This is a genomic window from Marinobacter aromaticivorans, from assembly GCF_002806975.1.
Taxonomy (GTDB): Bacteria; Pseudomonadota; Gammaproteobacteria; order Pseudomonadales; family Oleiphilaceae; genus Marinobacter; species Marinobacter aromaticivorans.
On record NZ_NIHD01000007.1, the window covers coordinates 1 to 14,815 of the forward strand.

A 14,815-nucleotide genomic window follows, 5' to 3' on the forward strand; every position below is an offset into this window, starting at 1 on the left:
TCAGTGTGCTGCAGCAGTTCATCGTGATCACGGCCATCCCGGTCTCGCTGGTGCTGCTACCCTCGTTATGGCTTGGCCCCAAAGCGGCCTATGCCATGGCGCGCGAACAGAATCTGATCGCTACTGAAAACGCCGTACCGAAAAAAGCCTGAACAGGCAGGGGTGACACCATGATTTCAGCAACGTCTGCATCCGAATTATACAATTTACGTCCTGCTCGCGAAGTGATGAAGCTGGAGCGACTTGGCAGTATGTTTGCCAGCAGGCTCAGCTTTGTCCGGTCACTGATGCGGAAGATGATCACAGAACGCTGGCAGATTGTGAATACGGTGTTTGATCTGGACGCGAAAGGCCACGGCCTTGCGATCTACCGCATCAAAACTCCGGCCAACTGTTACCACTGTGTGATTTTCTCCAGAGACCTGACGCCGGAGCAACGCTCGGACCGGGTTATCGCAGAGGCCTGGGATGTCACTTTTGCTGTGGTTGAAGGCGAAGTGGAGAACTCGTTGCTGGAGCAAATGGCCGCCAACGTCCCGCTGCAAGAGGCGGGGAGACAGCACCCGCGGGTTCTGGTGCTCTCGCGCGCCAACAAAAGTCTGCGCAACTTCAGCCAGTTTATCGGCGCCCTGGCCGCAGGCCGGCAACCCGACCCGGCCTGGCTGACCGCTGTGGGCTACCTTTACAGAACCACCGCAGTCTATGGCAACGGCAAGTTCGGCATTGCCGACTTTGCCCGGCTTGAGCGTAACCCGGATTTCAATCGCCCGTTCGCCGCACAAATGCTGGCTGTTTACGTGTTGCGCCAATTCTCGATTGATCAGCTCAACCATCTTGCCAAAGTACAGTCGCCGGAACAGGCAACAACCCTGCATCCGGAACTGGAGCGCTATCTGGGCATTGGCAACTCCACGGGGCTGGGCATGGCCCCCTTCCTGATTAACCATCCCCAACTGATTCAGCAATGGGTCTACGGCCGGGAACGGGCACTGGCGTACGCCCGTCAGGAAGCGGCGACCGAACAGACCCACGCCAAGCTGCAGGAACTGATGGCACGCGCCCTCAAACACCTGCAACAAACACAGACAGAGGACCGGGAACAGGCCCTGCGCAACCAGGAGACGGCCAGGTCGGTAACGGAAACCATAGACTGGCTGGACCGGACACCAGCCCATCCGGGGCTTTACGAAGAGCTGATAACCTGGGCCCGGGGCCATTGCTCCCTGGAAGCCCAGGAGCTGATCAATACCATGCTGATCGAACTCTACCCGAATCTGGTAGACAAGCTGGATGACGAACTCGGCTGTCACGAATCCATGGATTTACAGCCGGATATGAAAGCAAAACAACTGAAAAGCCTGATTGACCAGAAATTCAGCTGGGCTCTGAGCTACCGCGAGGACTGCCCTGATGATAATTACTGGTTCTGGTACCGCTCCGTTGAAAAAGAAGAGCCAAGGCTGGGTGTACGGGGCGCTGAATCCGGAGCAGAAAAGGAAACCGCTTTGGCCATTGGCCCCCGGATCAGCCGTTGCCACGCCAAACTTGAGCAATTTCTGGCACAGAACCCAAACGCCATGGTTGTGGAGTTCCTGTTGGCCCACCCGGAGCAAAAGGAATGTGTGCGCCGGATCCAGACAATGGGGGAGACACCCTACGGTGAAATCCGTGCAAATCTGTGGCATCGCGATATGAAGCCCATGCACCTGTTAAGAACCAAGCTGTCGTTTTTCGGTGCCAGCCGATTTGACCCGAAATCCGACCGCTGGGTGCGCATTACGCTGTTCCAGGGCGCACCGCGGCCTTGCGAGCTGACCAACCCTGAGCGTTCACTGGAACAACTGGACGACTGGGGCTTTCCTCTGGAACCACAACTCGATAACAACAACCTTATCCTTCAGGGTAAAGTGACATGAAAGTCTCGTTCAACGAATTGCAGGGGCTGTCCCGGAAAGCCTTCATTGCCATTGGTTTTGACGAAGGCGATGCCAATGATGCAGCCGACATGGTGGCCTGGATGGAAGCCCATGGTCTGGACGGCATTGCCGCACTCAGGAAAGGCCTGGATTTCCTGCTCAACGAGGACAAGTCCCAGCCGCCCGAGCTGATCTACCAGGACGCGGATTTGTGCGTTGTCGATGCCCAGCACAAAACGGTGCTCGGCCATGCCAGCCTGGCTGTTGAACTGGGTTACGCGAAGTGCCGCGCCAGAGGTCTCTCGGTTACCAAGATCCGCCACTGCCATAACCGCATGCTGATCGTGGGTTATCTTTCTCGTATAGCCCGGCGCAACATGAGCGTTACCGCCTTCTGGCGCAATTCCCATGAACCGTTGACCGAAATTCTGGTGAGCTTCAAATCTGGTGAGGCTGAGCCCGAGATATGCATGTATGGCCTGCCATCAACTCCGGACGACACGGAGCCCAACGACGGCATAACGCTGGTGATGGTGAACCACGTGGACCTGCTGCCTGATCTCAAGCCAGACGCGCCGCCGAACGACCTGATTCGCCAGAACCGCGAAGCCATGGCGGACTGGCATGAACGCTCACTGGTTGAAGGCATCGAAGTAGACCCGGAACTCTGGGAACGCCTGAAACTGCTGGCTACCAGGATGCTGGTAGAAGCGTCTGACGACTCACGCCAGGGTGCCGGTGCCGGCACAAACGACAACGACTGAGGACTCTCTATGAACCCCTATCCTGTTAATACAGACCTGCCCGCCTCCAAATCTCCCCTGGCCTGGGCAACCGTGGGCAACGGCATACTGTTTACAGCACAGATTCCCATCGATGCCGAGGGCAAGGTTGTTGACGGTGGCATCGAACCACAGATCATTCAGACTCTGGCAAACCTCAAACACACTCTGGAAAGCGCCGGCAGCCAGGTTTCCGACCTCACGCAGGTTGTTATCTATGTGACAAACCGGGAGCACCTTGCCACCGTTAACCGCGTGTATGGCGATTTCGTAGCGGAGCCTTTCCCGAACCGGGCTGCCATTATTGTGTCCGGATTTGCCCGCGAAGAAATGCTGGTAGAAATCCTCGCTTATGCGGTTGTACCCTGAGCCGGCGCCTCCTGATCCATCAATACTCCGATTTAACAGATGATCGCAAGCCGTAAGCTTGCTATGTTTAGCATCTGTCGTATTTGATGGCTCCCGGTAACCTTCTTGCGTCGCCGGGAACCATCCGTAAGGATCGGGTTATGACCAACACAAGCAAACAGTCCCAGAAGCTTCTTCTTTTCCGATTGTCCGGTAACCGGCTGTTCGGCATTGGCACGCTGAAAATTCGCGAAATATTGCCTTTCAAGCCACTCACCAAACTCCCTCACAGCCATCATGCTGTTGCCGGAACCGTCAGTTTCCGCGGTTCCTCTGTACCAGTGATTGATATGGCTGCTGCCGTTGGCTATCCGCCGCTGGAACCTGAAGAACTCAAAACCGCCTCCATCATCATCACCGATGTTCAACGTCAGGAAACCGGCTTTCTGGTGCGTGGCGTACAAAAGATCATCGAGATCGACTGGAAGAAGGTAAAGTCGCCACCAGCGGCGCTGGGCGACAAGGCCTTTATAACCGGCCTGCTGGATGTGGAAGGAGATATTATCCAGTTACTGGATGTGGAGTTGCTGCTGGCAAATGTGTATCCGGAATCCCTGGCACCGCGCGATGTAACTCTCACCGACGTACAGAGCGAAACCCTCAAAGCCCTTAATATTCTGCTGGTGGACGACTCCCGCGTAGCCCGGAAACAGCTGTGTGACGCGCTCGATGCCAAAGACATTTCCTATCAGGTCACCAGTAACGGCGATGAAGCGCTGCAGTTTCTGCTGAACGATAACGGGCGGGGGAAGCCGGTAGACATTCTGGTAAGCGATATTGAAATGCCCGGGCTGGATGGCTATGAGCTGGCATTTAACGTGCGGGACAACAGCGCCCTGAAGCAGCCTTACATCATTCTGCACACGTCCCTGAACAGTGAAATGAGCCTGAGTTATGCCAATCAGGTGGGGGCTAACGAGGCTCTCACCAAATTTGATGCGGATGAGCTGTTGCAAGCCATGCTCAGGGGTGCCCGCCAGCCCGGGGAGCAGGCGTAACACTGCTCACTCGGTTTGAGGCGGCTCGGCTTGCAGATCCAGCGCGGGAACGCGATTTCTGCCCCAGCTCCGGTATACCCGTGCCATTACCCGTTGCAGCTCTTCTTCGCCTACGTCCGCCGGCTCGCCCCGCTCCAGTGGATCAAAGTGGAAGATATACAACCGGGACGCAAACTGCTCAAACGGCAGAGACGCTTCACCAAATCGTTCACCACGGCCTTCTGTGCTTACATTCACGTCGTCACCCCAACTCTGGCCGCTGTCGTTGTTCGGGTTGTAGAAATAGGCGCGCATTTCGCCTTCCGGATCCAGCGCCACCCGTAAAATGGTGATCGCATGCCAGCCTATGAAACGTGCAGCCCTGTCGGTCACGGCAATGCCCGCCGGCTGCGGGTGAATCAGCGGTTGGTTACCGTTGTAATAGGGATGGTAGCTGGCGTAGAAGTGCCGGAGAAACCCTTCCAGATCGTGCAGGTTACCCGTGGCCACATCCACGTTGATGGCAAATCCTCGCCCTGCAGACCAGCCGTGAAATTCCGGGTTTACCCACCTGTGCGGGTCGCCTTCGCGTCCTATGCACATCCGCCCCATCTCACCGTAAATCCGGTCAAGATGCGGAACCACAACCAGTGAAACCGGGTCCAGATCAAGAGTGACTTCCGAGGCAACACCGCCAAGGCTGTGGGCCGACGATACCGGCTGCCCTTCAAAATGCATGATGATTTCGTTATCCCGGGCTGCCCACGCAACCATTTGCAGCATGTAGTCCGGGTCGTTGTAGGCCCACATGGATAATGCGCGGGCAGATTGGCAGGTGGGGTTGTTGCCCTGGCCGACGCCCAGCGGCTGCCCCAGCATATTCAGCACGCCCTGGATCAGCCAGGCGGCTGCCTGGGGCTGGTAGCCAAAGGCAAACTGCAGGCGCTCGCGAGCCTGCGGGCAAAGATTCAGCCGGACCTGGCGCCAGAGCGCGGGCGCCACCGGGGGCTGGTACAGGATGCCCCTTTCCAGCATAAGCGCCAGGCCGTACAAACCCTGCGCTGTCTCAGGAAAAATACCCTCGGTAATGAGTGCGTGCACCAGTTCCCGGTAACATAGCAGGCAGTCACGGCCCGTGCTGGACAGCCCGAGCGCTTCGCTGAGCAGATTGTCCTGGCCATCAAGTATATAACGCACAAAGGTCGCATGATAAGGCGCCACAAGCCCCGTATCGTGCATGGAGCGGGCGAAGCCGGTGGCTTCGTTCTGCAGGGCCTGGCCGTCCATGGATTCCAGGCGCTGCTGGTAAATGATTGTACCCGGGTCTTCGCTGCATCCGCGGGTCGGGCCGTACAAACTCGAGATCAGCCGGTCGGCTCCGCGCCCGGCACTGCCAAGATCGGCGCCCGGCTCGGCCCGGCAAATCGCAATCTGGGTAATCATCTTGCGCACATCAGCCACCTGGATTGGTCGCTGCTGCAGAATACGCCAGATTTCTTCAATCAGGCTGTCTATAACGTGTTCATAACCGATGTGCCGGGCCACATGCTGCACAACGTGCTGGCTGATCAGCGCCAGCCGGCCCTGTTCACGTTCAGCCTCCCCGGTCATACCAAACAGCAGGCCAAGGTTGATCGCCAGAACCTGCGTGAGGTAATGATGAGCCTGCTCAGCCGACACCGTGGGATGCACATAGGCTCCGCGCGCAACCGCCAGCAACCGAAGCTCGCTGAGCGCCTCCACAACCACTGTGTCGGCACTCTTGCTTTGCAGGGAATGAGTGGTCAGTGATGGCAGCAGAATAGCCGGCTCGGCCCAGTCTGTGCCTTCAAAAACGCCGGCCTTTTCCAGGCGTTCGGCCCGTGCCTCAATAATTGCGCAGCCTTCCGGCTGCAACAGTATCCTGCGCACAAGGTCGAAGACGAGGGGAAGCTTGCCAACCTTCGCAAAAGACCGGCTTTCTTCCAGCGCCAGAACCGCATCGTCCAGTCTTTGGGCCAGCTTGTCCAGATTGACAGCCGGCGCTGCACTGCCTGATTGGTGATCGTTCAACCGATGTTCCTCAGGGCCTGCATAAAACCCGTTTGATGTAATGCATCACCCGATTATACATAGAAATCCAGATCTTCCTGATGCTTCAGCAAATCCCGCATCACATAGGGATCCTCACCGAAGAAATAAACCAGGCCCCAATGGGTGCCAAATGCCGTGCGTTTGGTGACGGTTTCTTCCAGCGGTGGCGTCAGCTCATGGGATTCAAAATACTCGTGGTTTTCGGTTTCCTCGGGAATCTCCAGCCTGCTGACAACCCGACGGCGCGGGTACACGCCAAAGCAACCGGCATAGCCTTTCGCATCCACCACTTCTTTCGGGAAAAAGGCCTGGATTTCTTCCGCGGTTGTTTTCGGATCAAACGCAAGGATCAGGCCCTGATAGGCGTTGAAACCGTAGGCCTTTTCAAGCAATTCGAAAACCTTGAACCCGGGCGGCCGGTAGGCCACTTCACCGAAGTACATGGTGCTGTCGCTGGTCACGAAATATTCCGGGTGAACAAAACCGAAATCGATATCAAACGTCTTGATCAGCTTCTCGATTTCGCCGCGAATCTGGTCCCGGTATTTTTCGAGATCCGGCGTCGCCGGCACGAACACCGAGTAGCCCAGGGTGACGTACTCCGAGATATTCAGGAAGGCAATTTTGCCGTTGTGAATCCATGCCTCTACCGCAAACTCCCAGCCGTCGAGGTGGGATTCCATGAGTACCGGGAATTCCTCTTCCGGGATGGAGTCCACTTCATCAGGGGTGCGAATCACCCTGTGACCAAGACAGCCGGCCTTATCAAAGGCTTTCAGGTGAATCGGGTCGTTGGGGTCACCATCGAGTTTGAGCAAGGTCTGGTTCACACGCTTGAGAAAGCGGATTACATCGCCCTTGTCGTGGGCCTCTTCAAAAATCCCGACCCGGATGCCGCCGAGCTGGGCGCGGCGTTTCATCAGTGCCTTGTCCCTCAGCAACATGGCCTGGCCAAACAGTTTGGGCTTGTCCATTAACACTGAGTTGATAGCACCGGCCCACTCCACGGTCTCTTCAAACAGGGGAATGGCAACGTCTACCCCCATATCCTTGAGGGTCTGGGCTATCTCGACCGAGCGGTCATTCAGGCGCTCGAAATTCCAGGGTACGTAGGGGATGTCATGTTCCTGGCAATAGGTTTCTGCCCAGTCGGGCGCAACCACCACGTAACGGCGGTCAAATTTGTCGGCGGCTTCTACGGCGTTAAGGCTCCACCCAAGAAGTGCAACATATCCCTTGTCCGGATTGTATTGTTGTTTGCTCACAGGCTGTCTCCTTGTATCAGGGTGTAATCTCTACCCTACGCCGATAGGTGAAAATCGCAAATATCATTAGGGTATTAACAAAAAAAGCACCCTGGGTGCCGGTACCTAAACCGGCGCCCAGGGTGCTTCAGCACTGTGCAGGAATCTCTGGCGGAACTCACTGATTCCACTGAGGAATATCAGTTCAACTTCAAGGTAGCGAGTGTTCGTTCGCGCACTTTTGTAAGGAGAGCCTCATCGTTAACCAGTGACTGGCCGTAGGAGGGCACCATCAACTTCATGCGTTCCTGCCACTCGGCGGTCCGGATTTTGCCGGGGAAGCAACGCTCGATCACGCTGATCATGGCGTTTGCCGCGGTAGAAGCGCCCGGCGAGGCGCCAAGCAATGCGGCCAGAGTGCCATCTTTTGCGGCGACAATTTCGGTGCCGAACTCGAGCTTTCCGCCACCACCTTCGGCTTGCTTGATAATCTGAACGCGCTGGCCGGCGTTACGCAGTTGCCAGCTGCCTTCTTCAGCTTCCGGGAAGAAATTACGCAGGGACGCCACCCGGTCACTGTGCGACTGGAAGACTTCACCGATCAGATAGCGGGTAAGGTCCATATTGCTCTTGCTCACCGACAGCATGGGCTTGAGGTTGGTTGAACGAACCGAGCCGAACAGATCAAAGACCGAGCCCTGCTTGAGGAAGCGTGTGGTGAAGCCGGCAAAGGGGCCAAAGAGCAAGGCCGGCTCACCATTGATAATGCGGGTATCCAGGTGAGGCACCGACATAGGCGGCGCCCCGATGGGAGCCTTGCCGTACACTTTGGCGTGGTGCTGCTCTACCACATCGGTTTTACGACACACCAGCCACTGACCGCTGACGGGAAAACCGCCGTAGCCACGAGCTTCGTCAATTCCCGATTTCTGCAGCAAGGGCAAAGCGCCGCCTCCGGCGCCCAGAAATACGAACCCTGTCTCCAGCTTGGTCAGCTCACCGGTGTGCTGGTTTTTCACCCGGAGTTTCCAGCGACCGTTGTCGCGCTGGTCTATGTAGTGTACAGGGCAGCTTAACATCAACTCGAAGTTGGGCTGGCTTTGCAGCCAGGCCACCATGTTTCGGGTCAGCGAGCCAAAATCCACATCCGAACCGTGGCGGATACGGGTGGCTGCAACCCGCTGCATGGGGTCCCGACCCTTGACGACCAATGGCATCCACTCTTCCAGATCCCGTGGCGATTCGGTGTATTCCATGTCCCGGAACAGATGGTGGGCGCTCAGACGTTCATAGCGACGCTTGAGAAACGCCACGTCTTTTTCACCCCAGACAAAACTCTGATGTGGCGTGCGGTTTATGAATTTGGAGGGCTCCGGCAACACACCCTGCTCGACCAGATGCGACCAGAGTTGCAGAGACACCTCAAACTGGGCATTGATCTGAAGCGCCCTGTCGATGGCCACGTCGCCATCTTCGGTCTCGGGCGTGTAATTCAGCTCGCAGTATCCTGCGTGACCTGTGCCTGCGTTGTTCCATCCGTCCGTGCTTTCATGGGCAACGTGATCCAGACGTTCCAGCATGACAATGTTTATGGACGGATCCAACTGCGTTAACATCACGCCGAGGGTGGCGCTCATGACGCCACCACCGACCAGCACTACGTCTGCCTGTTTAACGGCCATTGGTTTTTCACCCTAGCTAGTATTTGAGCTTTTCGCCCCTCCACGATCAGCAGAGAGGTCTGTCGGATGCCGGCAAATCGCGGGGATAAGAGGGCGTTGCCGTGAGCGTCCGTTCTGAATGTGCGCGCAATTATCCGGATTTTTTGCACAAATATAAATTGCGATTACAAATCATTGCGGATTTGCGTGTGGTCTGCACCGGGTTACAGGTAATCACACCGACAGCTGAAACAGTAAGCTTAAAGAATTTTCCATTCTTTGCCGTGCAATAGCACCGCAACTTTAGTCTCATACACCTCACAGATTGCCATCCTTGCCCTTCATTGCAAAGGGGGCTGACCTCGGTGGCTCTTATGCGGTATCTTGCACACCTTTCCGACCTTCCGCCTCCGGTTTTACGGGCTGGTTTATCACCGGCTTTGCAGGTGGCATCTGACAGAGGTTTATCTATGGCAATGGCTATTGGCGCAATCATCGCCGGCCTTGTTTTGCTGGTGTGGAGTGCAGACAAGTTTGTGGAAGGCGCTGCAGCAACGGCCAAACACCTGGGCATGCCCACACTTCTTATCGGCATGGTAATCATCGGATTCGGTACATCTGCACCGGAACTGGCGGTATCAGCCATGGCTGCCGCCGATGGTAATCCGGGGCTGGCACTGGGTAACGGTTATGGCTCGAACATCACCAACATTGCGTTGATTGTGGGCCTTACCGCGGTAATTGCGCCCATTACCGTACACTCACAGGTTATTCGCAAAGAACTTCCGTTGTTGCTGGTGATCACCCTGATTGCCGGCGCGCAATTGCTGGACGGCGAACTCTCACGGCTTGACGGCTGGGTTCTTCTGGGGGTGTTTTCTGCGGTTATGGGCTGGTCAATTTTCCAGGGCATCCGCGGCAATGGCGATTCCCTGACCGGTGAAACCGATGCACAGATGGGCCCCGATCTCATGCCCATGAAAACCGCCATCATGTGGCTGATTATCGGGCTGGTGCTGCTCGTTGTCAGTTCCCGCCTGCTGGTCTGGGGGGCTGTGACCGTTGCCCAGAGCCTGGGTGTGAGCGATCTGGTGATCGGGCTGACCATCGTCGCCGTTGGCACATCACTGCCGGAACTCGCCTCGGCTCTCGCCGCCGTGCGAAAAAACGAACACGACCTGATTCTGGGGAACATTCTCGGCTCTGGCATCTTCAATACCCTTGCCGTTGTAGGGCTGGCCGCGACTATCCAGCCGCTGTCAGTGGACCCGGAAGTACTGTACCGGGACTGGGCGCTGATGCTGGCGCTGACCCTTGGCCTGCTGGTCATGGGTTTCGGCATGACGGGCTGGCGCAAGGTTATAAGCCGGCTTGATGGATCGATTCTGCTGCTGGTTTACGTGGCCTACACCGGTTACCTGCTGTCTACGGTTGTAGCCGCCAGCACCAGCTGACGGCCACAACCAGGCCGGGCCCAACAGGGCTCAGCGGTTTTCCCTGAAGACCAGGGCAATGGAGTTCAGGCAATAACGCTGGCCTGTTGGCGGAGGCCCGTCCGGAAATACATGCCCAAGATGGCTGTCACAGCGGGGGCAACGCACTTCCGTGCGGCTCATCCCGAGGCTCGTATCTTCGATATAGCGTATGTGGTCCCTGTCGAACGGCTGAAAGAAACTGGGCCAGCCGGTGCCGGAATCAAACTTCGCGCTCGAGCTGAACAGGGGAAGATCACAAAGCCGGCAGTGATAGACACCGTCCAGTTTGTTATCCAGTAAGGTGCCACAAAACGGATGCTCTGTTCCGTGATCCAGCAGCACATCGCGCTCTTCCGGTGTAAGACCGGCGGCTTTTTCCTGTATTTGCGCCTCTGTGAGAGGCGTCAGGTCATAACCTGCGGCAGAACGGCTCATTAATCATCTCCTCACGCCGGGTTGCTCCCGGAATCAGAATGGGACTTTGAAGCTGTGCCTGCGCCCGAATATTCCGGCTTGAGCCGGTCACTGAAACCATCAATCAGTTTTTCCATTTTCGGGGCAGCTACAGCCATGATGTATGGCTGATACGGGTTCCTTGACGCAAAGTTCTGGTGGTGCGCCTCAGCCGGGTAAAAAGCTTCCAGAGGCTCCAGCGTGGTCACTACGGGCTCCGGATAAACCCCTGCCTTATCAAGCTGACGAATGTAGGATTCAACAACGCGTTTTTGTTCAGGGGTTTCATAAAACACCGCAGAACGGTACTGGGTGCCCCTGTCATTGCCCTGGCGGTTCAGCTGGGTCGGGTCATGCGCCACCGAGAAAAACACCCGCAGCAGCTCACCAAAGCTCACCCTGGCGGGGTCGTAGTGAACATCCACCACCTCCGCATGCCCCGTACTACCCGTACAAACGGACTCATAATTGGCGGTTGCCTGTGAGCCGCCAGCGTAACCGGACTCGACCCGGGTTACGCCGTCCATGGCTTGAAAAACCGCCTCCACGCACCAGAAACAACCGCCGGCAAGGACAACTCTTTGCTCACCCTCACCGGCCGGCAAATCCTGCTCCGGTTCCGGGAAGCGGCTGCGGGGCACATTCATGCCCGGGACGCTGCAAGATGATGTCATAATGACCTCGTGTTAAGGATGTGAATGTCTGGATACCATAGCCATAGATTGTGGCTGTTAATCAGCCGGGTTGCATCCCTTCCGTCGCCTATCATAATGTGATCAGACGCCTGCAAAAAACAATGCCTGGCCACCGCCTGCCATCAAAGGAATACAGATGACCTCACTGGCGAGAAAACAGGAACACCAGGATGAGCTTCTGGAATACCGGCTGAGCCTCAGGCTGGGGCCGGTCCACGCCCGTCAGCGCCTGAACATTGAGCGGGAAGCTGAAGCCAGAGTATTTGGCCGGAACCGTTCCTCTTTTCACCTTGAAAACCTTACCACGGCTCCCGCCTTTATCCGTTTTTGCCTCAAGTCAGTGGGGCTGTTCGGGCGCGGCCAGGCCAATAGCCGACGCCTGAATACTGTTCACAACCGGTTTCACCTGCCCGGTTTGCCGGCAACCTTCGAGGGCTTTCGCATCCTCCACCTGACAGACCTTCACGTGGATATGGATGAAGCCAACCTGCAGGCAGTTATACGACAGATTTCGACACTGGATTATGACCTGTGTGTGCTCACCGGCGACTACCGGAAACAGACCTGGGGGCCGATTGAAGCCGCCCTTGCAGGCATGGCCCAGCTGCGCAAGGCTATCAAGGGGCCGGCCTACGCGGTTCTGGGCAACCATGACAGCGTACGCATGGTGCCCGGCCTTGAAGATATGGGTTACGCACTGCTGATGAACGAGATGGTTCCGGTGGAACGAAAAGGTGAGCGTTTGTATCTTGCCGGGGTTGATGACCCGCATTTTTACAAGGCCCACAATCTGTACCGGGCGGGCGACGACATTCCCGCTGGCGGTATCAGCCTTCTGCTGAGCCATACGCCTGAAATCTGGCGGGAAGCATCCCACGCCGGCTACGATATCTTTCTGTGCGGCCATACCCATGGTGGCCAGATTTGCCTGCCCGGAGGCATCCCCGTGACCCTGGATGCCGATTGCCCGCGCCATCTCGGCCGGGGCTACTGGCAGGCCAACGGCATGCAAGGGTATACCTCGCCCGGAGCTGGCACTTCCGTTGTAAACGTGCGGCTTAACTGCCCACCGGAAGTGACCATTCACACACTGACCCGCGGCGCCAATCTGTGAGGCGGATGCACGTCAGTGCGGCTGGCGGCGGATACCCAGGCGATAGAGCAATGGCGATATCCACATATTGGCCAGCGTGAAAACCACCACAATCACCAGCGCGGCCCAACCCCCAATCAATCCCCACCCCACAGCCAGCAAAGCGGGAAGTGCCGACTCGGGAACCTGATCCAGCCACGACATGCGTGCGCTTGGATTCAGCCCCAAACGGCGTTTGATGAAGCTGCTGACCAGATCACCGGCAAGGGCCAGCAGACCAAACAGCAGGCCGAATACAAAGCCGGGCCCGGTCGCCAAGGCAAACAGCGCACAGGAGAGTGTGCCAGATGCTATACCTCGCCAGGTCTTGCTTTTACCCAGCAAGGGGCGGCCATCAAACCAGTTCAATCCGGCATCCACCGGCGCTGACCAACGCTGCCTGAAAACTTTGGCAGCCACAACCGGTGCGCCATTGGCCAGCACCAGCATCACAAACAACTCCAGCGATATCAGCAAGAGCCGGTACTCCTGATTCGTTACCTCAGTCGATTCCGCCTCTCGTCAGCTTGAGCGGATTCAGAAGCTCTTCCAGCCGCTCCCGGCTCAGCCCGCTTTTCTCCTCAGCCACATCAATAACCGGACGCCCGGTTTTATAGGCTTCCTTGGCAATCTCCGACGCCGGGCCGTAACCGATTTCCGGGTTCAGCGCGGTCACCAGCACCGGGTTGCGACCAACGCTGGCATTCAGGGTATCGGTGTTTACCGTAAAGTCCCGAATCGCCTTGTCCGCCAAGATGCCTGTTGCGTTTGCAAGCAGACCAATCATATCCAGCAGGTTACCGGCAACCAGTGGCAGCATCACATTGAGCTGAAAGTTACCGGATTGCCCGGCAATGGCATTGGCGCTATCCAGCCCGGTTACCTGCGCCCCCACCATGGCAACAGACTCCGGAATAACCGGGTTTACCTTGCCCGGCATAATACTGCTGCCGGGTTGCAAAGCCGGCAGGCTGATCTCCGCAAGGCCGTGGATCGGGCCGCTATTCATCCAGCGCAGATCGTTGGCGATCTTGGTGAGCACTATACCCAGACCCCGCAATTGCGAGGAGAGCGCAACCGGGCCATCGACGGCGCTCAACCCGACAAACTTGTGCTCCATGGAGCGGAACGAGTAACCGCTATTGGCTTTCAGGAACTTCACAAACTGGCGGGAAAACTCGGGCAGTGCATTAACGCCAGTTCCTACTGCGGTGCCGCCCTGTGGCACTGCGAGCAATTCATCAACCACCGCCTCCAGACGTTTTTCCACAGCAAGTATCTGCTCCCGCCATGTGCGCATTTCCTGGCCAAGGGTAATCGGCATGGCGTCCATCAAATGGGTACGACCGGTTTTTACCTGTTCGGAAAAAAGGGCTTCACGCTCGTAAATAACACCGCGCAAATGGGTCAATGCAGGAAGCAAATGCTCAGCAACCCCGATCACCGAGCTGACGTGAATTGCCGTTGGTATCACGTCGTTGGAGCTCTGGCTCATATTCACATGATCGTTGGGATGCACCTTTACACCCTTACTGGCGGCGATGGCGGCAATTACCTCATTCACGTTCATGTTGGTACTGGTGCCCGAGCCTGTCTGGTAACGATCAACAGGAAACTGATCGGCATACTCGCCGCGAATTATCGCCTGGCAGGCTCCGGTTATGGCATCGCACTGGCTGTTATCGAGCAAACCCAGACTGGTATTGGCTTCTGCTGCAGCCTGCTTGATACGGGCCACCGCCGCAATAAAGGCCGGCGGCATGGGCAGGCCACTGACCGGAAAGTTGTCCACGGCACGCTGGGTCTGGGCTCCCCAGAGTGCACCGGCAGGAACATGCACATCGCCCAGGCTGTCGGTTTCTACTCTCGTAATACTATCTGCGTCTCTGGCTCCATCTTTACTCATGGTCTCTCCTTTTCTGCCTTGGCTTCACAACGGTTAAGGCACATGTAATGCGTGTGCGGCAGATGGCCCCCGCGGAGGCCACCTGCCGCGGCC

General features: G+C 57.0%; 13 protein-coding genes. 6 read left to right on the forward strand and 7 right to left on the reverse strand.

The window, feature by feature from the left end; translation table 11 throughout:
* Nucleotides 1–170 precede the first annotated feature (170 nt).
* The 4 genes from CDH48_RS11230 to CDH48_RS11245 all read left to right on the forward strand — a co-directional run bounded on the left by CDH48_RS11230 (nt 171) and on the right by CDH48_RS11245 (nt 4,104).
* A complete protein-coding gene (locus tag CDH48_RS11230; RefSeq protein ID WP_100688841.1) occupies nt 171–1,916 on the forward strand; it encodes a hypothetical protein in 1,746 nt (581 codons plus the stop codon).
* Nucleotides 1,913–2,680, forward strand: a complete 768-nt coding sequence (locus tag CDH48_RS11235; RefSeq protein ID WP_100688842.1) for a DUF3726 domain-containing protein — start codon at nt 1,913–1,915, stop codon at nt 2,678–2,680. The genes CDH48_RS11230 and CDH48_RS11235 overlap by 4 nt, the downstream gene beginning before the upstream one ends.
* A gap of 9 nt (nt 2,681–2,689) precedes the next feature.
* Nucleotides 2,690–3,067 (forward strand): RidA family protein, encoded by a 378-nt coding sequence (locus CDH48_RS11240; RefSeq protein WP_100688843.1) that lies wholly within the window; start codon nt 2,690–2,692, stop codon nt 3,065–3,067.
* A gap of 140 nt (nt 3,068–3,207) precedes the next feature.
* Nucleotides 3,208–4,104 carry a chemotaxis protein gene (locus CDH48_RS11245; RefSeq protein WP_100688844.1) on the forward strand — a complete coding sequence of 299 codons (897 nt, stop codon included), beginning with the start codon at nt 3,208–3,210 and terminating at the stop codon, nt 4,102–4,104.
* 6 nt (nt 4,105–4,110) lie between these two features.
* Here the strand turns inward: CDH48_RS11245 and CDH48_RS11250 are convergent, their stop codons facing one another.
* From CDH48_RS11250 to mqo, 3 genes are all read right to left on the reverse strand, one after another.
* On the reverse strand, nt 4,111–6,135 hold the full coding sequence (locus CDH48_RS11250; protein ID WP_100688845.1) for a hypothetical protein: 2,025 nt from the start codon (nt 6,133–6,135) through the stop codon (nt 4,111–4,113).
* Between the two features lie 53 nt (nt 6,136–6,188).
* Nucleotides 6,189–7,421, reverse strand: a complete 1,233-nt coding sequence (locus CDH48_RS11255) for an ATP-grasp domain-containing protein (RefSeq protein ID WP_100688846.1) — start codon at nt 7,419–7,421, stop codon at nt 6,189–6,191.
* Between the two features lie 179 nt (nt 7,422–7,600).
* Complete coding sequence (gene mqo / locus CDH48_RS11260; protein ID WP_100688847.1) at nt 7,601–9,082, reverse strand: malate dehydrogenase (quinone); 1,482 nt, start codon at nt 9,080–9,082, stop codon at nt 7,601–7,603.
* A 449-nt stretch (nt 9,083–9,531) separates the two neighbouring features.
* Here mqo and CDH48_RS11265 point away from each other — a divergent pair, with 449 nt between their 5' ends.
* On the forward strand, nt 9,532–10,515 hold the full coding sequence (locus CDH48_RS11265; protein WP_188437586.1) for a calcium/sodium antiporter: 984 nt from the start codon (nt 9,532–9,534) through the stop codon (nt 10,513–10,515).
* 30 nt (nt 10,516–10,545) lie between these two features.
* On the opposite strand, the gene msrB is transcribed toward CDH48_RS11265, so the two are convergent.
* On the reverse strand, nt 10,546–10,971 hold the full coding sequence (gene msrB, locus CDH48_RS11270) for a peptide-methionine (R)-S-oxide reductase MsrB (RefSeq protein WP_100688848.1): 426 nt from the start codon (nt 10,969–10,971) through the stop codon (nt 10,546–10,548).
* Between the two features lie 11 nt (nt 10,972–10,982).
* On the reverse strand, nt 10,983–11,663 hold the full coding sequence (gene msrA, locus CDH48_RS11275) for a peptide-methionine (S)-S-oxide reductase MsrA (RefSeq protein WP_100688849.1): 681 nt from the start codon (nt 11,661–11,663) through the stop codon (nt 10,983–10,985).
* A gap of 157 nt (nt 11,664–11,820) precedes the next feature.
* Here msrA and CDH48_RS11280 point away from each other — a divergent pair, with 157 nt between their 5' ends.
* A complete protein-coding gene (locus CDH48_RS11280; protein ID WP_100688850.1) occupies nt 11,821–12,798 on the forward strand; it encodes a metallophosphoesterase in 978 nt (325 codons plus the stop codon).
* A 12-nt stretch (nt 12,799–12,810) separates the two neighbouring features.
* Here CDH48_RS11280 and CDH48_RS11285 read toward each other — a convergent pair whose 3' ends face one another.
* Together CDH48_RS11285 and CDH48_RS11290 are read right to left on the reverse strand one after the other, a co-directional pair.
* Nucleotides 12,811–13,293, reverse strand: a complete 483-nt coding sequence (locus tag CDH48_RS11285; protein WP_100688851.1) for a CDP-archaeol synthase — start codon at nt 13,291–13,293, stop codon at nt 12,811–12,813.
* Between the two features lie 25 nt (nt 13,294–13,318).
* The gene (locus tag CDH48_RS11290; protein WP_100688852.1) at nt 13,319–14,722 is read right to left on the reverse strand and encodes a class II fumarate hydratase; all 1,404 of its coding nucleotides are present in this window, start codon (nt 14,720–14,722) and stop codon (nt 13,319–13,321) included.
* Nucleotides 14,723–14,815 lie beyond the last annotated feature (93 nt).